The organism is Sphingomonas sp. Mn802worker, from assembly GCF_000382485.1.
Lineage (GTDB): Bacteria > Pseudomonadota > Alphaproteobacteria > Sphingomonadales > Sphingomonadaceae > Sphingomonas.
The window spans coordinates 26819-47627 of sequence record NZ_AORY01000016.1; the positions used below are offsets into that span (position 1 = coordinate 26819).

Below are 20809 nucleotides of genomic sequence, written 5' to 3' on the forward strand. Positions count from 1 at the left end.
TGCGATCGAAAGGCGCGTGATCGACGGTGTCTCGCAACGCTGCTGGGTGCACACGCCCGCGACCGCGCGCCAGTTGCTGATCGACGCCGCCGCCCACGACACACGCGACTTCCTGATCTTCGAAGACGAGCGCATCGGCGTCGCCGCGTTCCGCAAGGCAGTGTCGACGCTCGCGCATCACCTTTGCGACGGTGGCGTCCGGCCCGGCGACCGCGTTGCGATCGCGATGCGCAACCTGCCCGAGTGGCCGGTCGTCTTCTTCGCCGCGCTGTCGATCGGCGCGATCGCGACCGCGATGAATGCGTGGTGGCAGCATGCCGAGCTGGCGTACGCGCTCGAGCATAGCGGCGCGACGCACCTGTTCGCCGATGCGGAGCGGCTGGATCGCCTCGGCGCACCGCCCGCTGGCGTGCGCTGCTACGCTGTTCGCAGTGCGATGCTCGGAGCCGCGTCGCTGACTGACATCATCGGCACGGCCGCGCAGTGGCATGCCCTGCCCGATCGCCCGCTACCCGCGGCGTCGCTCGACGCCGACGATGCCGCGACAATCTTCTTTACCTCGGGCACGTCGGGCAAGCCGAAGGGCGTGCTGGCGAGCCATCGCGCGATGTTGAGCAATATCACGGGAGCCGCCTTCGCGGGTGCGCGGGCGAGTTTGTGCGATAACGGCGCCCTGCCCACTGTCGACGCAGGCGCAGCGCAGGGTGGTGCGCTGATGGCGGTGCCGTTCTTTCACGTCACCGGCGCGTTCGCGGTCCTGTCGCCGGCGCTGCACGCGGGCAACAAGCTGGTACTGACGCATCGCTGGGACGCGGGCGAGGCACTGCGGCTGATCGAGCGCGAGCGGCTGAACTGGGTCATCGGCGTGCCGACCATGATGCTGCAGCTCGCCGATCATCCCGACGTCGCGACACGCGACCTGACCAGCCTGGTAAGCCTGGGTTATGGCGGCGCAGCAGCGGCGCCCGATCTGGTCGACCGACTGGCGAGCGCCGTACCTCAGGCAGTGCCGGGTCACGGCTGGGGCATGACCGAGACGTGCGGACTGACGCTCACGCATTCGGGAAACGACTACCGCCGGCGACCGACGAGTTGCGGCGCGCCAGTCGCGGTTGCGCGCGCGGAGGTCCGCGGTGAGGACGGTCGGCGCATCCTGCCGGCCGATCAGGTGGGTGAGCTGTGGGTCTCGGGTCCGAACGTGATGCGCGGCTATTGGAACGATCCGGCGGCGACTGCGGCGGTGCTACAGGGCGGCTGGCTGCGCACCGGCGATCTCGCCCGCATCGATGCGGACGGCTTCGTCCACATCGTCGACCGCGCCAAGGACATCGTGATCCGCGGCGGCGAGAACGTGTTCTGCATCGAGGTCGAGAACTGCCTCTACGAGCACCCGGCCGTGCAGGACGCCGCGCTGGTCGGTCGCCCCGACCGCATGCTCGGTGAGGTGCCGATCGCGATTGTCGTGCTGCGCGCTGGCGCGGTGGCGAGCGGTGAAGAGTTGCGCGCGCACGTCGCCGCGCGGCTCGCCGCCTTCAAGGTTCCGGTCGAGGTCGTGCTGTCGTCCGCGCCACTACCGCGCAACGCGGCGGGAAAACTGCTGAAGCGCGACATCCTCGCCGCACTTGGCCAGCGGGACGGCTAGTCGGCTTTCAGCCCCTCGAAGAATGGCTGGCACAGCGCATCCGCGACTTCCTCGGGCGTACGCTTGGAGGCCATCGGCGGATACCATTTGTACGCCCAGTTGCACATGCCGAGAAAACCGTAGGTGGTAAGCACGGGATCGCACGTCCGGAACGCGCCGGTGTCGATGCCCTTGCAGATCAACGCCTTGACGTGCTCGAAATAATCGCGCCGCGCCTGCCTGATCGCGTCGCGCATCTGCCCTTCGAGATCGCCGTAATTGTCCATGAACGCGCGGACGTAACCCGGATGGTTGGCGATCTGGCGAAGGATGTCGACGCAGGCCGAACGCAGCCCCGCGAGCGGATCGTCGCTCTGCGCCCGTTCGAGACCGCCCAGCAACGCGCGAATATGCGTGTCGTGGATCGCGTACAGGATCGAGATCTTGCTGGGAAAGTAGTGATACAGCGTCGGCTTGCCGAGCCCGACCTCGTCCGCCAGCATCTGCATCGAGGTGTTGTGGTAACCGACCTTGTCGAACAGGCCCGCGCAATGTTCGATGATCTCGGCGCGCTTCTCGTCATGCGCCTCGGTGGTCGCCCGCTTCCTCGATTTCGCGACCATGATCTCTCCCGTCTTCATGCGCACCGCCACCCTAGTCCGTCCCGGACCTTGCGTCCATCACGCCTCAGCCCGCCTTTGGCAGCATCGCGGTCGCGCCCACGACCCAGGCCGACAGGCCCGCGACCGGCACGGCGCACAGCACCGCCTCCGCAACCTGCGCCTCGGTCGCGCCGGCACGCCGCGCGCCGTCCATGTGGACGCGCGACCATTCGCTGTAATCGGCAGCCAGCACCGTCACCAGCAACAGCTCGGCATGATGCGGCGCAAGCGCGGTGTGCGACAGGGTTCCCTCACGCATCAGATAATAAGCGTCTGCTCCCTCAGGCACGAGGTCAAGCAACAGCTGCAGTGAGGGCGGCACCGTACCGAAGTACGTGACAAAGTTCTGTTTGGTCTCGCCGTCGGCGACATCGATCGTCGTTTCTTCGGCGGCGATCGTCGCGGCGTCACCGTACACCGACTGCAATACTTCTGCGAAGCGGAGCGCGGCGCCCTCCCCGCGCGAGCTGGACAGGATGGTCATCGCTGCCGCCGCGGGCTCGAGCGCAAGCCCGGCATCTTTGGCTGCGCGCAATTCGCGCCGTGCCATGGCTTCATAGCCTTTGGTACAGGCCGCGGCGGCGACGAACAGGCGCTTGATCTCAGCGGGAAGCGCCGCATCCTGCTCGATCACGTGTCGAAAACGGCGATAGCCGGCAACCGTTTTGGGCGCGTTCCGGCGCAAGCGACCGTTTTCCAGCAGCAGGTTCGTACCGGCCATATGTCTCCATCCTCTACCATCCGACCATACGGTCGATAAAGAAGCTAGCATCGTTGCCGCTTGCGTCAACCAAGCCGTCATTGACGACCGACCAGACGGTCGAGTACGTAATCGCATGAGGGCGCGCTGGACGCCACAGCAGGAGAGCAGGTGATGGGCGTATTGGACGGGCGGGTCGCCCTTGTCACCGGGGCCGCATCGGGGATCGGTCGCGCAACCGCGCAACGCTTTGCACGCGAGGGCGCTCGCGTCTGGCTGGTCGATCGTAACGCCGATGGACTTGCGCAGGTACGTGCCGAACTGGACGGCGACCACCACGTTCACCAACTGGATGTTACCGATGAGGCGGGCTGGATCACGCTGGCGGAAACGCTCAACAGTCTTGATGTGCTGATCAACAATGCCGGCTTCGGCGTCTTTCGCTCCATTGCGGACACCACGCTGGAGCACTGGCGCTCGATCATGGCGGTCAATCTCGACAGCGTTTTCCTTGCCACCAAATACCTGTTGCCCGTGCTCACGCAGTCAGCGCACGGCGGCGCGATCGTCAACATGTCGTCGATCCGCGGCATTGCAGGCGCGGCGAATACCGGCTCCTATTGCGCGGCGAAGGGTGGGGTACGGATGTTCACCAAGGCAGCCGCACTGGAATGCGCCGCGCTCGGCAACAACGTGCGCGTGAACTCAATCCATCCCGGCCACGTCGCAACGCCGCTGACCGCGGGCGCACACGTGAGCGAGGAGGATCGTCGCGCGTTGCTCGCCGACACGCCGATCGGGCGCAAGGCGACTCCGGAGGAGATCGCGGACGCGATCCTCTTCCTCGCCAGTGACGCGTCGCGCTACATGACGGGTGCCGAACTGGTCGTCGATGGCGGCTCCACCGCGCAATAAGGATCAACGTATGAAGATAGCAGGACTGGCCGCGATCGTGACCGGGGGCGCTTCGGGCCTGGGCGGTGCGACCGCGGCGTTGCTCGCCGGGCGCGGCGCAAAGGTGACGATCGTCGACCGCGACGCGGACGCCGCCGCCGCCCACGCAGCCTCGATCGGCGCGCGCGCCGCCGCGCTCGACGTGACCGACGACGCCGCGATCGAGCAGGCGCTTGGCGAGGCGGAGCAGGCGCACGGCGTTGCCCGGATCCTCGTCAATTGCGCCGGCGTCGCGCCCGCGATCAAGACGGTGAACAAGGATGGCGCCCCTCACCCGCTCGCCGCGTTCAGACAGGCGATCGAGGTCAATCTGCTCGGCAGTTTCGCAGTGCTGGCGCGCTTCGCCGCGCGGCTTGCGGCAGCAGAGCCGATCGGAGAAGAACGCGGTGTGATCGTCAACACGGCCTCGGTCGCGGCATTCGACGGGCAGATCGGCCAGGCGGCCTATGCCGCGTCGAAGGCGGGTGTCGCGGGCATGACGCTGCCGGTCGCCCGCGACCTGGCACAGCACCGCATTCGTGTGATGACGATTGCGCCAGGCATCTTCCTGACCCCGATGCTGAAGGGTCTGCCGCAAGCGGCGCAGGATTCGCTCGGTACGCAGGTTCCGCATCCCAGTCGACTGGGCCATCCGGAGGAATATGCTGCTTTGGTGGAGGCGATCGTGACCAATCCGATGCTTAACGGCGACGTGATCCGCCTCGACGGCGCGATCCGGATGGCACCGCGATGACCCGCGGAACCGAAATCGCGACGAAGGTCGCCGCGTTCGTCCGCGAGACGGTGGCACCGTACGAGCGCGACCCACGCTGCGGCACACACGGACCCTCGGACGCGCTGGTGCAGGAATTGCGCGGACTGGCGCGCGCGGCCGGTGTGCTCACCCCGCACATCCTGCCGGACGGAAGCCACCTGACGCACCGCGAAACCGCGCAGGTGCTGCGCGCTGCCGGGCTTTCGCCGCTCGGCCCACTCGCGGTCAACGTCATGGCGCCTGACGAGGGCAACATGTACCTGTTAGGCAAGGCGGCGTCGCCCGAGCAGAAGGCTCGCTTCCTTGATCCTCTCGTCAGCGGCAAGGCGCGTTCGGCCTTCTTCATGACAGAGCCGGCCGCCGACGGCGGCGCGGGCTCCGACCCGTCAATGATGCTGACCACCGCGGTCGCGGACGGCAACCACTGGGTGGTGAACGGGCGCAAGGCGTTCATCACCGGCGCAGAAGGCGCACGCGTCGGTATCGTCATGGCGAAGGCCGAGGAAGGTGCGACGATGTTCCTCGTCGACCTGCCGGATACGGCGATTCGGATCGAGCGCGTGCTCGACACGATCGACAGCTCGATGCCAGGCGGCCACGCGGTGGTGCAGATCACCGACCTGCGCATCCCCGCCGACCAGATGCTCGGCAACCCTGGCGAGGGGTTCAAGCTCGCGCAGATCCGCCTCGCTCCGGCGCGGCTGACCCACTGCATGCGCTGGCTGGGTAGCTGCCAACGCGCGCACGAGATCGCGACCGACTATGCCAACCGGCGCCACGCCTTCGGCAAACCGCTGATCGACCACGAAGGCGTCGGCTTCATGCTGGCGGAGAACCTCATCGACCTCAAACAGGCCGAGCTGATGATCGACTGGTGCGCCGACGTGCTCGACACCGGCGCGCTCGGCACCGCGGAAAGCTCGATGGCGAAGGTCGCGGTGTCGGAGGCGCTGATGCGCATCGCCGATCGCTGCGTGCAGGTGATGGGCGGTACCGGTGTCACCGGGGATACGATCGTCGAGCAGGTGTTCCGCGAGGTGCGCGCGTTCCGCATCTACGACGGCCCGACCGAGGTGCACAAATGGAGCCTTGCCAAGAAGGTCAAACGCGACTGGCGCACGACTAATCTTTGACCAAGGTTTCAAGAAACTTCCATGGTCAGGACATATCGATGTGAGCGTCGCGCTGTAACTCAGGCTCAGCAAGGAGACTGGGATGACCGTTCAGAGTGCAGTTGCTGCGGCCCCGCCACGAAGCTTCATCCGGGTCGTTGAGAATTCCTCCAGCTTCTTAAGGGTCGACGGTGTGATCGATTTCTGAAGGAGCCGACGTGACTCTGTTGACCAGGATCACGTCCGCCGCCCCTCGCGGACATCAGCTGTCGCCTAGCTAGCGCACGTTGGCAGGAATGGCGGGTGGGTCCCCGATTAGCTGTTCACAGCAGGCACGAGGGGAGCGGCCCTGCGGATGAACGAGCGGCCGGCTTCGGGAATGGCAAACCAGCCCGGGGCGTCCAGGTCTGGGTCGTTAGCGCCTTTGAAGCAACCGAGCGCAAGGTGTTTGCCGTCTCGGCAGCCAAATTGTCCAGCGATTTGAGTGCCCATCTTTGTCCATGAAGGGGCACCATTTCCAGCGCGATAACCATGGATGATAGGGTCGGCTGGCGGGCCTATGCACCCTTCAGAAGCCAAAGCCGGTCATCGTCGTCGGCGCGTGCTCCCACCGGCGAGGAGCAGGTCGATGCCAGCTACCAGATCCGAACTTGTCGATGGTCGTCGCGCTCCTGCTCGTCCCTGACGCGAAACGTCGTGCTGACGATTAGTCAGGGAAAGGCGTTCGCTGATCGGGCACAGGCAAGGCGATCGGTCATCTCCGATCAAGTCAGATAGGCGTGAACGATCTCGACCAGTTCCTCGGCGGCGGCACGATGCGGACTGTCGGCGGAGGACGCCGGATCGATCAGATGTTCGCGGATGTGATCCTCGATGACCTCGGCGATGAAGCCGTCGAGCGCGCCGCGGCACGCGGTCGCCTGTTGCAGCACGCGCGCGCACTCACGGTCCTCTTCGACCGCACGTTCGATCGCCTCGAGCTGTCCGCGCATGCGCTTCAGGCGGTTGAGCAGCTTCTTCTTCTCTTTTTCGACGTGGCTCATGCCTGCTCCGGTCTGGGGCTTGATCCTATACCCCGGATAGGTATGGGGCGTCTATCGATCGTGAGTTTCACGACTCGAAATCACGGTGCGCGCCTGCGTGCCAGACGAAGGACCATGATGAACGCCCGATCTACCGCCGTGTCCTGCGAGGGCGACAGTAGGAGCCTGGCTCCGCTGATCCGCACCGCGGGACGTGACATGGTCGGGGAGTTCGCGCCCATCGCCTGATCGCGGTGACGCCGATCTCCCGGACCGGATGAAACCCGGATTACCAGGAGGTCGCGATGACCCTGTTTGTGCTGCGTGTCCAACGGCACGTCGAGACTGTCCGCGTCGAGCATCTGAGCCGGCGCATCCGCCTTGCGCTCCATGCGAGCGTTGTTGGGCAAGCGCGAACGGTGCGACTGCGTCCGTCGCGCGAGCGTCCCGCGCTGTGATCGGACAGCGGCAAGGCCATCGGACGATGCGGACAAACCCCTTGCTGGCGACCGCCTGCGCGATCGCCTGTGTCGCGATCCATGCGCCGGCGAGCGCGCAAGTCGTTGAGGCGCGTGCATCCGGCGTCACCGCCCCTGCTGCGACCGTCCCGCCTCAAACGATGGCTGCCGACGGACGTGTCGCGATCCATGCGCAGGCGACGTTCGTCCTTCAAGCCACGCCCGGCTTCACGTCTCCCTACAGCGGCACCAACAGCCTTGCGCCGCATCAGGCCAAAGAGACGGTCGACGTGACGCTCTACGCCGGCGTTCGCCCGTGGGCGGGAGCAGAACTGTGGGCGAACCCGGAAATCGACCAGGGTTTCGGCCTGTCGAACACGCTGGGCGTCGCCGGTTTTCCAAGCGCGGAAGCGTACAAGGTCGGGCGCAGCGATCCGTATCTGCGGCTTCAGCGCCTGTTCTTGCGCGAGACGATCGCGCTTGACGGAACGCGGGAGGAAGTCGCCGGCGTTGCCAATCAGCTTTCCGGATCGCGCATGACCGATCGCATCGTGCTGACCGCGGGCAAGTTCGGCGTTGGCGACGTGTTCGACACCAACAGCTACGCGCACGATCCACGCGGCGACTTCCTGAACTGGGCCGCAGTCGATGCCGGCAGCTTCGACTATGCCGCCGACGCCTGGGGATACAGCACCGGCGCGGCCGCCGAATGGTACCGAAGAGCGTGGGCGCTGCGCTTTGGCGGCTTCAACCTGTCGACGGTGCCGAATGGAGAAGCCCTCGAAACCGGGTTCGGGCAATATCAGCTCGATGCCGAGGTCGAGCATCGCCACCTGATCGGCGGACGTCCGGGCGCGGTGCGCGTCACGATGTTCCGTAACCGCGGGCAATTCGGACGCTTCGACGCGGCGGTGACGCTGGCAAGTCGCATAGGCGGACATGCCGACACCGCGCTGGTGCGCCGCCGCCAAACGCGCATCGGCGTCAGCGTCAATGCCGAGCAGGCGGTCACCGACACGTTCGGCATCTTTGCCCGCGCCGGCATCGCCGACGGCCAGGTCGAGCCGTACGATTTCACCGATATCGACCGGACGGCGCAGGCGGGCCTCACGCTCAATGGCGCGGGGTGGAGCCGCGGCGGCGACACGATCGGAGCGGTGCTGGTCGTCAACGGCATCAGTCGCGCGCATGGACGCTACCTCGATGCAGGCGGCCTCGGCGTCCTCGTCGGCGACGGGAGACTGCTGCATCCGGGGCCGGAATATATTGGCGAGGCCTATTACAAGCTGACCGCCGGCGCGGGCGTCGAGTTCTCGCTCGATTATCAGTTGGTCGCCAACCCCGGCTACAATCGCGACCGCGGCCCCGCCAACGTCTTCGCGGTCCGCGCACACGAGGCGTTCTGAGCATGCGCGTTGCAACACGGTCGTCAGCACACGTCGCCGGGTGTCGGCACCCTGGCGTGGCCGCGCCAAGCCGCGATCAAAGGGTGACAAGATGACGCCACGAGCACCTGACACCCAACGCACCGGTTTCCTGGGCTTCGCACCGCGCGGTCTACGTGCCGGCATAGGGTGGCCCGACCTCGCGCTCTTCACCATCCTGCTCGCCGTCGGCGTCGGCGTGGCGAGCGGCGTGCACGACGCGGTCGAGCCGCTGTCGCGGCTGCGGGTGGAGGCGGTCTCGATCGACTGGCGGATGTTGCCCGGCTACGCACTGCTGACCACGCTGCGCCTGTTCGCCGCGCTGACGGCGTCGTTCGTCTTCACGGTCGTGGCGGCGACCGCCGCGGCCAAGAGCCGTCGTGCCGAGCTGGTCATCATCCCCGCGCTCGACATCCTTCAGTCGGTGCCGGTGCTAGGCTTCATGACCTTCACGGTCACCGCGTTCATGGGGCTGTTCCCCGGCAGCCGGATCGGGGTCGAATGCGCCGCGATCTTCGCAATCTTCACCAGCCAGGCGTGGAACATGGCGTTCAGCCTGTACCAGTCGCTGCGGCAGGTGCCCGCAGACCTGAACGAAGTCGCCAGCGGGTTCGGACTGTCGCCCTTGCGACGGCTGCTGCGTGTCGAGCTTCCGTTTTCAACGCCGGGCCTCGTGTGGAACGCGATGATGTCGATGTCGGGCGGCTGGTTCTTCGTTGTCGCATCGGAGGCGATCAGCGTCGGGCATACGCAGATCATGCTGCCGGGGATCGGATCATGGCTTGCGCTTGCAATCGAGCGACGGGACCTGATCGCGGTGGCGCAGGCGGTCGCGGCGATGGCGGTGGTCATCCTGCTCTACGATCAGCTCGTGTTCCGGCCGGTCATCGCCTGGGCCGATCGCTTCCGCGTCGAACAGACCGCCAGTGTCAGCCCGCCGCGATCGTGGGTGTTCGATCTGTTCCGGCGTGCACGGTTGCTGCCGGTGCTGAACGCGCCGCTGCGCGGAGCCGCCGCGCTCATCTTCGTCGCGGAGGCAGCGCCAAAACCGATGGCGCAACGGCGGCAGTTCGCCCCGCGCAAGGGCGCGCCGCCGCCCGGTCTGCGACTGTGGACGCTGCTGGTCATCGCTGCGGCAGTCGCGGCGAGCCTTTATGCAATCCGCTTCCTCGGCCAAACGCTGACGCCGGGCGATGCCGCACGCGCGCTCGGCTACGGCCTGCTGACGCTGCTGCGGGTCGTGGTGCTGATCGTCATCGCCAGTCTGATCTGGGTGCCGGTCGGCGTGTGGATCGGCCTGCGCCCGCGTTGGGCGGCGCGGATCCAGCCGGTCGCGCAGTTCCTCGCCGCCTTCCCGGCCAACGTCCTGTTCCCGATTGCGGTGGTGGCGATCGTCCGCTTCCACCTCGAAGCCGACGTGTGGCTGTCGCCGCTGATGGTGCTGGGGACGCAGTGGTACATCCTGTTCAACGTCATCGCAGGCGCAAGCGCGATACCCAACGACCTGATCGAGGCCGGCCAGATGTTCGGCGTGCGAGGCTGGCAATGGTGGCGCCGCCTGATCCTGCCCGGCATCTTCCCTTATTATGTCACCGGAGCGCTGACCGCATCGGGCGGATCGTGGAACGCCAGCATCGTCGCGGAGGCCGTGTCGTGGGGGTCGACCCACCTGCGCGCCAGCGGGCTCGGCAGCTACATCGCCGATGCGACCGCCGCCGGCGACAGCGCGCGCGTGCTGCTCGGTATCATGGTCATGTCGGTGTTCGTGATCGCGATCAACCGCCTGCTCTTTCGCCCGCTTTACCGCATCTCCGAACGCCGCCTGCGGCTGTCCTGAGGAACCTCACGGCCATGACCATCGCCCGTTCCAAGCCCGTCGTCACCATCGAGCGCCTCAGCCACAGCTACGGCGGAGTCGAGGGCGGAACACCGATCCTCGACGATGTCGAGCTGGCCGTGAACGAAGGCGAGGTCGTCGGGCTGCTCGGGCGATCGGGCTCGGGCAAATCCACGCTGCTGCGCTCGATCGCGGGTCTGGTCAGCCCGACCGCGGGCGAGCTGACCTTCGTTCCCGACGATGCCGGCGATCCCCGCTCGGTCGCGATGGTGTTCCAGTCATTCGCGCTGATGCCGTGGCTGACCGTGCAGCAGAATGTCGAGCTGGGGCTGGAGGCGCAGCGGGTGCCGGCGGACGAGCGACGCCGGCGCGCGCTCGCCGCGATTGATCTGATCGGACTCGACGGGTTCGAGAACGCCTTTCCCAAGGAACTGTCGGGCGGCATGCGGCAGCGCGTCGGGCTGGCGCGCGCGTTGGTGGTGGAACCATCGCTGCTGCTGATGGACGAGCCGTTCTCCGCGCTCGACGTGCTGACCGCCGAGACGCTGCGGACTGACCTGCTCGAGCTGTGGGGCGAGGAGAAACTCGGCATCGCGTCGATCCTGATCGTCACCCACAATATCGAGGAAGCGGTGCTGATGTGCGATCGCATCCTCGTGCTGTCGTCCAATCCGGGGCGGATCGCCGCGGAGTTCCGCGTCGACCTGCCGCAACCGCGCGACCGGCTCGATCCAGCATTCAGGGACCTGGTCGAGCAGATATACGCGACCATGACGCAGCGGCCGGTGCCATCGCCGACGGTGGCCGGTGTCGCGCCCGGGACGTCCGCCGAACACGGCATCGAACGGCCATTGCCCGACGTGTCGGTCAACACGCTGGCCGGGCTGATCGAGGAAGTCGAGGCTGCACCCTTCCTCGGACGCGCACCGCTCTCGACGCTCGCCGATACGCTCCAGCTCGAGATCGACGACCTGTTCCCGATCGTGGAAAGCCTGCAGTTGCTCCACTTCATCGACGTGGTCGACGGCGATGCGGTCCTGACCCGGCGCGGGCACGCGTTCGCGCAGGAGGGGGTCGATCAACGCAAGACCAATTTCCGCCGCGCGCTGGAAACGCAGGTCCGGCTGGCGCGGCACATCCGCACCGTGCTTGACGAACGGCCGACGCATCAGGCTCCTGCGCGGCGCTTCCGCGACGAGCTGGAGGATCACATGTCGCCCGACTTTGCCGGCATCACGTTGAAGGTGGTGACCGAATGGGGGCGCTACGCGGAGTTGTTCGCGTACGACGATGATGAAGACCGCTTCAGCCTCGACGATCCGGCCTGACCAGCGCGCTTGGGCAACCGCACCCGCTCACTGGTCGGGGCGGAGGCGATAACCGACGGCCAGTTCGTTGCCGATCACGGTGCCGACTGCTTGCGGCGCCTCGAGTTTCTGCCGCAGGTTGCGGATGACGATGCGCAGATATTCGACGCGCGGTTCCTCGTCGGCGCGCCAGCATCCCGACAGCAACCGCTCGTGCGTCACGACGCGTCCGGTGTGGCGCGCGAGGACGCCGAGCACGTCATGCTCCTTGCGCGTCAGATGCACCTCCTCGCCGCCACGCGTGACGATGCGGCGATCGAGATCGATGACGAGGTCGCCGCGCCTGACCACCTTTTGCGTCACCTGTGCGGAACCCTGGTGACGCAGCGCGACACGCAGCCGCGCCAGCAACTCGTCGGTGTCGAACGGCTTGGTCACGAAATCGTCCGCGCCAAGATCGAGTGCGGTCACTTTTTCATCCACCGCATCGCGCGCCGACACGACCAGGATGACGAGATCGCCCTGCGCGCGCAGCAGCGGAATGATGCCAAGGCCGTCACGGTCGGGCAGGCCGAGGTCGAGCAGCACCGCATCCGGATGCTCGCCCACCGCCTGACGCAGCGCATCCTTCCCGTTCGCGGCCTCGACCACGTCATAGCCCGCGCGGAGCAGCGTGTTGCGCAGCAGGCGACGGATCGCGGCATCGTCATCCACCACCAGTATCCGGGTCGGCATCTCAGTTACCCTCGGTCAAGCTATCGCGGACGATCAGGACCGGCGGGAAAACCAGCACGAAGGCCGCGCCCGTCGCGTCGGAACGATTCGCTGCCTCGACGATCATCCCCATCGCTTCCGCGAACGCCTTGACGATCGCGAGGCCGAGCCCGGTGCCGCCGATCGCGCGGTCGGACCCTTCCAGCCGGCGGAACGTCTCGAACACCTCGTTCTCGCGGCCGGGTGGCAGGCCGGGTCCATGATCGAGCACCGCCAGCCTGAGTTCGCCGTAGCGGTTGCGCCCCTCGATCACGATCTCGCTGCCGGGTTCGCCGTAGCGCCCGGCATTGTCGAGCAGGTTGAGCAGACAATGGTGCAGCAATTGCGGGTCCGCGCGCACCAGCGGCAGGTCGGGCGGCACGTCGAGGCGAACGGCGTGCCCCTCCAGCGCGCAGCGCGCGTCGTGCGCGGCGCCGGTCACCGCATCGCTCAGATCGATCGCCTCGACCCGAAGTTTGAGCGCTCCGGCCTCGACCCGCGCCATGTCGAGCAGGTTGGCGACGAAACGGTTCAGGCGCTGCGCCTCGCTCTCGATCGTGCCGATCAGTTCGGGGCTCGCGCCGTGGTGCAGTTGCGCGGCGGCGGCGATCACCGCGGTCAGTGGCGTGCGCAGGTCGTGGCTGACCGACGACAATAGCGCCGCGCGCAGCCGGTCGCGCGTCCGCACCGCGTCGACGTCGCGCATCTCCGCCTGCAAGCGCAGCCGTTCGAGCACCAACGCCGACTGGTCGATCAGGCTGCTGAGCAGCGGCAATTGGTCGGCGCGCACGGGGCTGCCGACCCGGTCGCTCGCGACGCCGATTACGCCCAGCACGCGCTCGCCCGTCTTCATCGGCTGAAACAGCCATTCCGACGCGGCGAGCGTCCCCGATCCCTTCCCCGCCGGGCTGCCGGTGTCGAACGCCCAGCTCGCCGCGGCCGTGTCCATCGTGTCGAGGCGATACGCCGGATCGCTCGCGGCCATGATATCGAGTTCAGGTCCATGTTCGCGCCCGAGCAGCACGACCTGCACGTCGAGCAGGCGACGCACATCGTCGCAGATCATCTGCGCCGCGGTGTCTAGGTCGTTGACGCCTGCGATCTGGCGCAGGAATCCGGCCAGGATCGCGTTGGTCCGTGCGCTGGCAGTCGCCAGGTCGGCCTGCGCCCTCACCCGTGCGGTCAGCTGGCTGGTGGCGACCGCGATGCCGAGCAGCACGATCACCGAGATAAGGTTCTCAGGGTTGCTGATCGTCAGTGTGCCGGTCGGCGGCAGAAAGAAGAAATTGTACGCAAGGCTCGATGCGATCCCGGCGTAGAGCCCGGTGCGCAACCCGAACAGGCTCGCCGCCGCCATGACCGGCAGCAGGTACAAGAGCGCCACGTTGCCGAGGTTGAGAATCTGGAACAGCGCGCTCGCCAGGGCGGTGACGACGGCGACCAGCCCGGTGGTGATCGCATAGCCGGCAGGGCTGCCCCACTGTCCGCCGCGACCGGACATGCTGCGCGCACTCGCCTGCGTCGCGACCGGCATCGGCAGGACGTGGACGGTCACGTCGGGTGTGTCGCGCACCAGCTGGTCGACGATCGAGCCGTGGCGCAGCTCGAACCAGCGCGAGCGGTGCGACTTGCCGAGCACCAGCTGCGTCGCACGCAGGTCCACCAGCACCGCTTGCAGCCCCGCGACGACGCGCTCGGCCGGCACGGTCGCGACTGCCGCACCCAGTTGCGTCGCGAGCGTCATCGTCGCGGCGACGCGCGCGTGCTGCTCGTCGGTGAAATGCGCCGCGCGCGGTGTCTCGATGAACACCGCGGTCCATGGGCCGCGCAGGCCGTCGGCGACGCGTTTCGCCGCCCGGACCAGCGCGTCGCAGCCCGGTTGCTCGCTGATCGCGACGACGATGCGGTCGCTGCCCGCCCAGGTGCCGCCCAGCCCTAGTGCGCGCACATCGTCGAGCATCCGCGCGTCGACCGCCTGCGCCGCGCGGCGCAGCGCCAGCTCGCGCAATGCCGACAGGTTCGATTTGGAGAAGAAATGGCCCAGCGCGCGCGTTGCCTCAGCCGGCAGGTATACCTTGCCTGCCTTCAACCGCTCGATCAGCTCGTCGGGCGGGATGTCGACGACCTCGATCTCGGCCAGCTCAAGGATGCGGTCGGGCACCGTCTCACGCACCCGCACCCGCGTGAAGCTGGCGACGACGTCGTTCAAACTCTCGACGTGCTGGATGTTGACGGTCGAATAGACGTCGATCCCGGCCGACAGCAGTTCCTCGACATCCTGATATCGCTTGGGATGGCGACTGCCGGGCGCGTTGGTGTGCGCGAGTTCGTCGACCAGCACCAGCCGCGGCGCGCGCGCGAGGATCGCATCAAGGTCAATCTCGCGCAGCGTGCGGCCCTCGTACGGCACCTCGCGGCGTGCGATGATCTCGTGCCCGCGCGTCAGCGCTTCGGTCTCGGCGCGGCCGTGCGTCTCGACCACGCCGATCACCACGTCGGCGCCGTCGCGGCGGCGCGCGGCACCTTCGGACAGCATCTCGAACGTCTTGCCGACACCCGGCGCGGCGCCGAGGAAGATTTTGAGCCGCCCCCTGCCCTCCTGCGCGGCGGCGCGCAGCAGCGCGTCGGGATCGGGACGCGCAGCCTCGTGTCCTGATCCCGCAACCGGCATCAGCGCGCGGTCGCTCCCCGCTGCGCCGCGTCCAGCGCCTGGTTAAGCGCGAGGACGTTGACGCGCGGGTCACCCAGGAGCGGACGGACCGTCAGCTGCGCGACGAGCGTCCGCACGCGCGCCAACGGCAGCCCGCGTGTCTTCGCGATCCGCGGCGCCTGCGCCTGCGCGGCGGCGGGCGACAGATCGGGATCGAGCCCCGACCCGCTGGCGGTGACGAGATCGGCCGGCAGTGCGCCCGCGACGCCTGCGCCGCGCTGCTTCGCCACATCGGCCTTCACGCGGTCGACCAGCGCCTGCGACGCGGGGCCGAGGTTCGAGCCCGAGGAGGCGAGCCCGTCATAGCCCTTGCCCGCAGCCGATGGCCGCGTATTGAAATAGCGATCGGTGGTGAACGCCTGACCGACCACGGTCGAGCCGATCACCTGACCCTGCGCACCCCGCACCAGGCTGCCGTTCGCCTGCGCCGGGAAGACCAACTGCCCGATGCCGGTCATCGCCAACGGATATGCGAGCCCGAGGAGCGCGGCGAACAGGATCGTCATGACGATCGCGGGGCGCAGCGCGGAGGAGAAGTCCTTACCCATGTTGCTTGTGTCCTTACGCTAGACCGAGGCTGCCGACCACGAGGTCGATCAGCTTGATGCCGACGAACGGCGCGACGAGGCCGCCGAGACCATAGACGGCGAGGTTGCGCGCCAGCAGCGGACCCGCCGCCATCGGCCTGTACGCGACGCCTTTCAGCGCCAGCGGCACCAGCAGCGGGATGATGAGCGCGTTGAAGATGATCGCCGACAGGATCGCCGACTGCGGCGTCGCCAGCCCCATGACGTTCAGCACACCCAAACCCGGATAGAGCGCGACGAACATCGCCGGGATGATCGCGAAATACTTCGCCACGTCGTTCGCGACCGAGAAGGTGGTGAGCGCGCCGCGCGTCATCAGCAACTGCTTGCCCAGACCCACGACCTCGATCAGCTTGGTCGGGTCGCTGTCGAGGTCGACCATGTTGCCCGCTTCGCGCGCCGCCTGCGTGCCGGTGTTCATCGCCACGCCGACATCCGCCTGCGCAAGCGCCGGCGCGTCGTTGGTGCCGTCGCCGCACATCGCGACCAGCTTGCCCCCTTGCTGCTCTGCCCGGATCAGCGCCAGCTTGTCCTCGGGCGTCGCCTGCGCGAGGAAGTCGTCGACGCCCGCCTCCGCCGCGATCGCCGCGGCGGTCAGCGGATTGTCGCCGGTGATCATCACCGTGCGGATGCCCATCGTGCGCAACTCGCCGAAGCGTTCGCGGATGCCCGCCTTGACCACGTCCTTCAGGAAGATCGCGCCGAGCAGACGGCCGTCCTTCGCCACCGCCAGCGGCGTGCCGCCCGCGCGCGCGATCTCGTCGGTGATGCGGCGCAACTCGGTCGCCGCCGCGGTCGAGCCCGATCCCTCGTTGGCGCGCAGGATCGAATCGACCGCGCCCTTCTGGATCAGCGTGTGCTCGAACCGGACACCCGACACGCGCGTCTGCGCGGTGAACGGAATGATCTCGGCCCCTTCCGGCAACGGACGTTGCAGGTTGAAGCGCTCGCGCGCGAGTACGACGATCGAGCGACCCTCGGGCGTTTCGTCGGCAAGGCTGGCGAGCAGCGCCGCCTCCGCCAGCTCGGCCTCGCTCGCGCCGCCAACGGCGCGGAATTCACTCGCCTGCCGGTCACCAATCGTGATGGTGCCCGTCTTGTCGAGCAGCAGCACGTCGACATCGCCCGCCGCCTCGACCGCACGGCCCGATTTAGCCAGCACGTTGAACCGCACCAGCCGGTCCATGCCCGCGATGCCGATCGCCGACAGCAGCGCCGCGATCGTCGTCGGGATCAGCGTGATGAGCAGCGCCGCGAGGATCGCCACCGGGATCGACCCGCCGGCGTAGGAGGCGAAGCCCGGAATGGTGCCGACCGCGATCAGGAAGATGATCGTCAGACCGACCAGCAGCAATGTCAGCGCGATCTCGTTCGGCGTCTTCTGCCGCTCCGCACCCTCGACCAGTGCGATCATGCGGTCGAGGAAGCCCTTGCCGGGCTCGACCGTCACTTGCACGCGGATCTCGTCGGAGATGACGCGCGTGCCCGCCGTCACCGCCGAGCGGTCGCCGCCCGCCTCGCGGATGACGGGCGCGCTCTCGCCGGTGATCGCCGCCTCGTTGACGCTCGCGACGCCGGAGACGACCTCACCGTCGGACGGGATCAGGTCGCCCGTCTCGACCAGCACGATGTCGCCGACCTTCAGCTGGCTGGCGGGTACGTCGTCGAACTGACGCCCGTCCCCTTTCAGCCGCTTGGCGACCAGATCGGCCTTGGTCGCGCGCAGGCTGGCGGCCTGCGCCTTGCCGCGCCCTTCCGCCAGCGCCTCGGCAAAGGTGCCGAACAGCACGGTGAGCCACAGCCAGATGACGAGTTGCAGCTTGAAGCCGGTCGTCAGATCGTCATGACCGATGACGAGCAGCACCGTCATCAGTGCGGCGACGGTCGCGGTCACGAACATGACCGGGTTGCGGATCAGTTCCTCGGGATTGAGTTTAAGGAACGACGCCTTGATCGCCGGTACGACCAGGTCGGCGGTGAACAGGCTTTTCGTGTCGGCGCGATGTTGGGTTTCTTGTGCCATGATGGCGTCCCCGTGTCAGAACAGCTGGCCGCGGATCATGCTGAGATGATCGGCGATGGGACCGAGCGCGAGGCTCGGCAGGAAGGTGAGGCCACCCAGAACGAGGATGATGCCGACCAGCAGGCCGACCCACAGTCCGCCCGTGGTCGGGAACGACCCCGCGCTCTCCGGCGTGTACTTCTTGGCCGCGAGGCTGCCCGCGATCGCCAGCATCGGAACGATGATGAAGAAGCGGCCGACCCACATCGCGACACCCAACAGGCCGTTGTAATAAGGCGTGTTGGCGGTCAGTCCGGCGAAGGCCGATCCATTGTTCGCGACCGCGGATGTGAAGGCGTACAGGATCTCGCTGAAGCCGTGCGGCCCCTTGTTGAGCGGACCCGCCAGCCCCTGCTGCAACACCGACGACAAGGCGGTCAGCCCCAGGATCATCAGCGGCAGCACCGCGATCGCGAGCACGGCGAGCTTCACCTCGCGCGCCTCGATCTTCTTGCCGACATATTCGGGCGTGCGTCCGACCATCAACCCGGCGACGAACACCGCCAGGATGGCGAACAGGAGGAAGCCGTAGATGCCGGCGCCGACGCCGCCGATCACGACCTCGCCCAGCTGCATGTTGAACAGCGGCACCAGCCCGCCGAGCGCGGTGAAGCTGTCGTGCATCGCGTTGACCGCACCGCATGATGCAGCCGTGGTGACGACCGAGAACAGCGCGGACATGGCGATGCCGAAGCGCACCTCCTTGCCCTCCATGTTGCCGCCGGCGACGCCCAGGTTGTGGAGCACTGGATTGCCCGCGGCTTCGGCCCAGTAAGTGACACCGGTCCCGACCAGGAACAGCATCATCATCGCCGCGAGGATCGCCCAGCCCTGCCGCGTGTTGCCGACCGCCTTGCCGAAGGTCCAGGTCAGCCCGACACCGATGACGAAGATTGACAGCATCTGGACGAAGTTGGTCAGCGCGGTCGGGTTCTCGAACGGATGCGCGGAATTGGCATTGAAGAAGCCGCCACCGTTGGTGCCGAGCATCTTGATCGCTTCCTGGCTGGCCACGGGTCCGAGCAGGATCGACTGGCGCACGCCTTCCAGCGTCTGGACGCCCACGACGCCCGACATCGTCTGCGGCACGCCGCTCGCGATATAGAAGATCGTCAGCATGACGCAGAGCGGCAGCAGCAGGTAGAGCGTGACGCGCGTCACGTCGGCCCAGAAGTTGCCGACCGTCCCCATACCCCGGACATGCGCCTCGCGCCGCGCGAAGCCGCGGAACAGCGCAAAGGCGAGCGCGATGCCCGTCGACGCCGACAGGAAATTGTGGATCGTCAATCCCAGCATCTGGCCGAGGTTCGACATGGTCGACTCACCGCCATAGCTCTGCCAGTTGGTGTTGGCGGTGAAGCTGATCGCGGTGTTGAACGACAGATGCTCGCTCAACCCGCCAAGCTCCTGCGGATTGCCCGGCAGCACGCCCTGCAACCGCAGGACCGCATAGGTGAAGAACATCAGCACCGTGTTGAACAGCAGCATGTGCACCGCGTAGCGGCGCCAGCCCTGCTCTTGCGCGGGATCGATGCCCGACAGCTTGTAGAAAACGCGCTCGACCGGGCCCAGCACGATGTGCAGCGGTGTGCGCCGCCCTTCGTACAGTGCGTGGAGCCACATGCCGACCGGCTTGGCCAGCGCCAGCAGGATGCCCGTGAAGGCGAGGATCAGGAACCAGCCCTGGAATGTCATGGAACCGCTCCCTTCAGAAGCGTTCGGGGCGGATAAGCACCGCCACCAGATAGACGAGGAGGCCGATCGCGGTCAGCGCCGCCAGCCAGAGGTCGAGGGTCACGCTATTTCTCCCTCACGCATTGTCGCACAGGCGGACAAAGGCGAGCGTCAGCGCCACCAGTCCCACCATGATGGCGATCCAGAGCAGGTCCTGCATTGCTATCCTCCGATGCTCAGAAGGCCGCGGTCAGCGAGACGACGACGGTGCTGCCGGCGATGTTGCCGGTGCCGTCCTGCCCCTTGCTGAAGCTCGGACGCAGATAGGCGGCGTCGCGGTTCGAGATGTCCGTGTCGACATAGCTGACGTTGAAGGTCAGGTTCTTGTAGGTGGCATCGGCGCCGAGCGACCAGTCCCAGTAAGCGCCGGTCGGCGACACTGCGGTCGCGTTCGGCCCAAGCCCGTCCTGTCCCCAGCTGTGCCCGACATGCGCCTTGGCGGTGAACGGCGTACCCGGCACCGCGGCTGCGCCGTCGCCCCACAGGTAGAGGTTGTCGTCCTTCGCGCCCGGACGATTGTAGACGCCCGCCGCCGCATCGGCGCCGGTGTTGTACCATTTGCCGATCGCCTGCTGTTTCGGCGCATAGGCGACACCTGCCGTCAGCGTGGCGGGGCCGGCGGTGCCCGTCAGCTTGGCATAGGGTTCGGCGAAGTCGGTCTTGTTCGCGCCGCCGGGATACATGTACCAAGTCAGGCCGACATCCAGCGTTGCATTGTCGGCAAGCTTCGCCTTGTAGCCGCCGATCAGGTCGAGCTCCATGTTGGCGCCGCCGAACGTGCCCCAGCCCGCCAGGTTCGATGCCCAGGTACCGACATACAGCCCGCTCTCGTGCGCGACCGTGATCCCGCCTTGGACCGCCAGATGCTCGTCCGACTGCGACACGCCGCGAAAGCGATAGTCCGACGCGATCCCGACCGACCCGCTGACGGTCAGCGCGGGCGGCGGCGCGGTGTCCGAGGCCGCGACCGCCTTGTCGGCGGGCGTCGACGCCGGTTGCGACTGCGCCTGCGCGGCGGCTGGCAGTGCCAGCGCTGCGACCGCGGCGACGACGACGAAATGGCACTTCATTCTTGCACCCCTTGAGGAGCGATCGTCCCATGACGTCGCCTT

At 67.2% G+C, this 20809-nt stretch carries 18 protein-coding genes; 8 read left to right on the forward strand and 10 right to left on the reverse strand.

The window, feature by feature from the left end:
- Positions 1 to 16: 16 nt before the first annotated feature.
- Complete coding sequence (locus SMN802W_RS0114685; protein ID WP_238560224.1) at positions 17 to 1642, forward strand: class I adenylate-forming enzyme family protein; 1626 nt, start codon at positions 17 to 19, stop codon at positions 1640 to 1642.
- On the opposite strand, the gene SMN802W_RS0114690 is transcribed toward SMN802W_RS0114685, so the two are convergent.
- Complete coding sequence (locus SMN802W_RS0114690; RefSeq protein ID WP_083925818.1) at positions 1639 to 2262, reverse strand: TetR/AcrR family transcriptional regulator; 624 nt, start codon at positions 2260 to 2262, stop codon at positions 1639 to 1641. The genes SMN802W_RS0114685 and SMN802W_RS0114690 overlap by 4 nt on opposite strands.
- Before the next feature lie 46 nt (positions 2263 to 2308).
- Complete coding sequence (locus tag SMN802W_RS0114695) at positions 2309 to 3004, reverse strand: carboxymuconolactone decarboxylase family protein (RefSeq protein ID WP_019517680.1); 696 nt, start codon at positions 3002 to 3004, stop codon at positions 2309 to 2311.
- Between the two features lie 153 nt (positions 3005 to 3157).
- On the opposite strand from SMN802W_RS0114695, the gene SMN802W_RS0114700 reads away from it, so the two are divergent.
- The 3 genes from SMN802W_RS0114700 to SMN802W_RS0114710 are packed head-to-tail and all read left to right on the forward strand — an operon-like array spanning position 3158 to position 5824.
- Entirely contained in the window at positions 3158 to 3898 is a 741-nt protein-coding gene (locus tag SMN802W_RS0114700) for an SDR family NAD(P)-dependent oxidoreductase (protein WP_019517681.1), read from the forward strand.
- Positions 3899 to 3908: 10 nt separating this feature from the next.
- Positions 3909 to 4670, forward strand: a complete 762-nt coding sequence (locus SMN802W_RS0114705) for an SDR family NAD(P)-dependent oxidoreductase (RefSeq protein WP_019517682.1) — start codon at positions 3909 to 3911, stop codon at positions 4668 to 4670.
- Complete coding sequence (locus SMN802W_RS0114710) at positions 4667 to 5824, forward strand: acyl-CoA dehydrogenase family protein (protein ID WP_019517683.1); 1158 nt, start codon at positions 4667 to 4669, stop codon at positions 5822 to 5824. The genes SMN802W_RS0114705 and SMN802W_RS0114710 overlap by 4 nt, the downstream gene beginning before the upstream one ends.
- 743 nt (positions 5825 to 6567) lie before the next feature.
- Here SMN802W_RS0114710 and SMN802W_RS0114715 read toward each other — a convergent pair.
- Positions 6568 to 6846 (reverse strand): metal/formaldehyde-sensitive transcriptional repressor, encoded by a 279-nt coding sequence (locus SMN802W_RS0114715; protein WP_019517684.1) that lies wholly within the window; start codon positions 6844 to 6846, stop codon positions 6568 to 6570.
- Positions 6847 to 7130: 284 nt separating this feature from the next.
- On the opposite strand from SMN802W_RS0114715, the gene SMN802W_RS18405 reads away from it, so the two are divergent.
- From SMN802W_RS18405 to SMN802W_RS0114735, 4 genes are all read left to right on the forward strand, one after another.
- Complete coding sequence (locus SMN802W_RS18405; RefSeq protein ID WP_156818925.1) at positions 7131 to 7283, forward strand: hypothetical protein; 153 nt, start codon at positions 7131 to 7133, stop codon at positions 7281 to 7283.
- 26 nt (positions 7284 to 7309) lie between these two features.
- Positions 7310 to 8689 carry a carbohydrate porin gene (locus SMN802W_RS0114725; RefSeq protein WP_037524263.1) on the forward strand — a complete coding sequence of 460 codons (1380 nt, stop codon included), beginning with the start codon at positions 7310 to 7312 and terminating at the stop codon, positions 8687 to 8689.
- Positions 8690 to 8780: 91 nt separating this feature from the next.
- Positions 8781 to 10544, forward strand: a complete 1764-nt coding sequence (locus tag SMN802W_RS0114730) for an ABC transporter permease (RefSeq protein WP_051083633.1) — start codon at positions 8781 to 8783, stop codon at positions 10542 to 10544.
- 14 nt (positions 10545 to 10558) lie between these two features.
- The gene (locus SMN802W_RS0114735) at positions 10559 to 11872 is read left to right on the forward strand and encodes an ABC transporter ATP-binding protein (protein ID WP_019517688.1); all 1314 of its coding nucleotides are present in this window, start codon (positions 10559 to 10561) and stop codon (positions 11870 to 11872) included.
- A gap of 27 nt (positions 11873 to 11899) precedes the next feature.
- On the opposite strand, the gene SMN802W_RS0114740 is transcribed toward SMN802W_RS0114735, so the two are convergent.
- From SMN802W_RS0114740 to SMN802W_RS0114775, 7 genes are all read right to left on the reverse strand, one after another.
- Complete coding sequence (locus tag SMN802W_RS0114740; RefSeq protein WP_019517689.1) at positions 11900 to 12586, reverse strand: response regulator transcription factor; 687 nt, start codon at positions 12584 to 12586, stop codon at positions 11900 to 11902.
- A 1-nt stretch (position 12587) separates the two neighbouring features.
- On the reverse strand, positions 12588 to 15275 hold the full coding sequence (locus SMN802W_RS0114745; RefSeq protein WP_019517690.1) for a DUF4118 domain-containing protein: 2688 nt from the start codon (positions 15273 to 15275) through the stop codon (positions 12588 to 12590).
- On the reverse strand, positions 15275 to 15862 hold the full coding sequence (gene kdpC / locus SMN802W_RS0114750) for a potassium-transporting ATPase subunit KdpC (protein ID WP_026326175.1): 588 nt from the start codon (positions 15860 to 15862) through the stop codon (positions 15275 to 15277). The genes SMN802W_RS0114745 and kdpC overlap by 1 nt, the downstream gene beginning before the upstream one ends.
- 13 nt (positions 15863 to 15875) lie before the next feature.
- On the reverse strand, positions 15876 to 17924 hold the full coding sequence (gene kdpB, locus SMN802W_RS0114755) for a potassium-transporting ATPase subunit KdpB (RefSeq protein WP_019517692.1): 2049 nt from the start codon (positions 17922 to 17924) through the stop codon (positions 15876 to 15878).
- Positions 17925 to 17939: 15 nt separating this feature from the next.
- On the reverse strand, positions 17940 to 19658 hold the full coding sequence (gene kdpA / locus SMN802W_RS0114760) for a potassium-transporting ATPase subunit KdpA (RefSeq protein WP_019517693.1): 1719 nt from the start codon (positions 19656 to 19658) through the stop codon (positions 17940 to 17942).
- Between the two features lie 13 nt (positions 19659 to 19671).
- The gene (kdpF, locus tag SMN802W_RS17295; protein WP_019517694.1) at positions 19672 to 19761 is read right to left on the reverse strand and encodes a K(+)-transporting ATPase subunit F; all 90 of its coding nucleotides are present in this window, start codon (positions 19759 to 19761) and stop codon (positions 19672 to 19674) included.
- 112 nt (positions 19762 to 19873) lie between these two features.
- Positions 19874 to 20767 (reverse strand): TorF family putative porin, encoded by an 894-nt coding sequence (locus tag SMN802W_RS0114775; RefSeq protein WP_019517695.1) that lies wholly within the window; start codon positions 20765 to 20767, stop codon positions 19874 to 19876.
- Positions 20768 to 20809: the final 42 nt, after the last annotated feature.

Excerpts from the sequence above, each read along its gene's own strand:
- SMN802W_RS0114690 (WP_083925818.1), bottom strand. The coding sequence starts at position 2,262 with ATGAAGACGGGAGAGATCATGGTCGCGAAATCGAGGAAGCGGGCGACC.
- SMN802W_RS0114695 (WP_019517680.1), bottom strand. The coding sequence starts at position 3,004 with ATGGCCGGTACGAACCTGCTGCTGGAAAACGGTCGCTTGCGCCGGAAC.
- SMN802W_RS0114700 (WP_019517681.1), top strand. The coding sequence starts at position 3,158 with ATGGGCGTATTGGACGGGCGGGTCGCCCTTGTCACCGGGGCCGCATCG.
- SMN802W_RS0114705 (WP_019517682.1), top strand. The coding sequence starts at position 3,909 with ATGAAGATAGCAGGACTGGCCGCGATCGTGACCGGGGGCGCTTCGGGC.
- SMN802W_RS0114710 (WP_019517683.1), top strand. The coding sequence starts at position 4,667 with ATGACCCGCGGAACCGAAATCGCGACGAAGGTCGCCGCGTTCGTCCGC.
- SMN802W_RS0114715 (WP_019517684.1), bottom strand. The coding sequence starts at position 6,846 with ATGAGCCACGTCGAAAAAGAGAAGAAGAAGCTGCTCAACCGCCTGAAG.
- SMN802W_RS18405 (WP_156818925.1), top strand. The coding sequence starts at position 7,131 with ATGACCCTGTTTGTGCTGCGTGTCCAACGGCACGTCGAGACTGTCCGC.
- SMN802W_RS0114725 (WP_037524263.1), top strand. The coding sequence starts at position 7,310 with ATGCGGACAAACCCCTTGCTGGCGACCGCCTGCGCGATCGCCTGTGTC.
- SMN802W_RS0114730 (WP_051083633.1), top strand. The coding sequence starts at position 8,781 with ATGACGCCACGAGCACCTGACACCCAACGCACCGGTTTCCTGGGCTTC.
- SMN802W_RS0114735 (WP_019517688.1), top strand. The coding sequence starts at position 10,559 with ATGACCATCGCCCGTTCCAAGCCCGTCGTCACCATCGAGCGCCTCAGC.
- SMN802W_RS0114740 (WP_019517689.1), bottom strand. The coding sequence starts at position 12,586 with ATGCCGACCCGGATACTGGTGGTGGATGACGATGCCGCGATCCGTCGC.
- SMN802W_RS0114745 (WP_019517690.1), bottom strand. The coding sequence starts at position 15,275 with ATGCCGGTTGCGGGATCAGGACACGAGGCTGCGCGTCCCGATCCCGAC.
- kdpC (WP_026326175.1), bottom strand. The coding sequence starts at position 15,862 with ATGGGTAAGGACTTCTCCTCCGCGCTGCGCCCCGCGATCGTCATGACG.
- kdpB (WP_019517692.1), bottom strand. The coding sequence starts at position 17,924 with ATGGCACAAGAAACCCAACATCGCGCCGACACGAAAAGCCTGTTCACC.
- kdpA (WP_019517693.1), bottom strand. The coding sequence starts at position 19,658 with ATGACATTCCAGGGCTGGTTCCTGATCCTCGCCTTCACGGGCATCCTG.
- SMN802W_RS0114775 (WP_019517695.1), bottom strand. The coding sequence starts at position 20,767 with ATGAAGTGCCATTTCGTCGTCGTCGCCGCGGTCGCAGCGCTGGCACTG.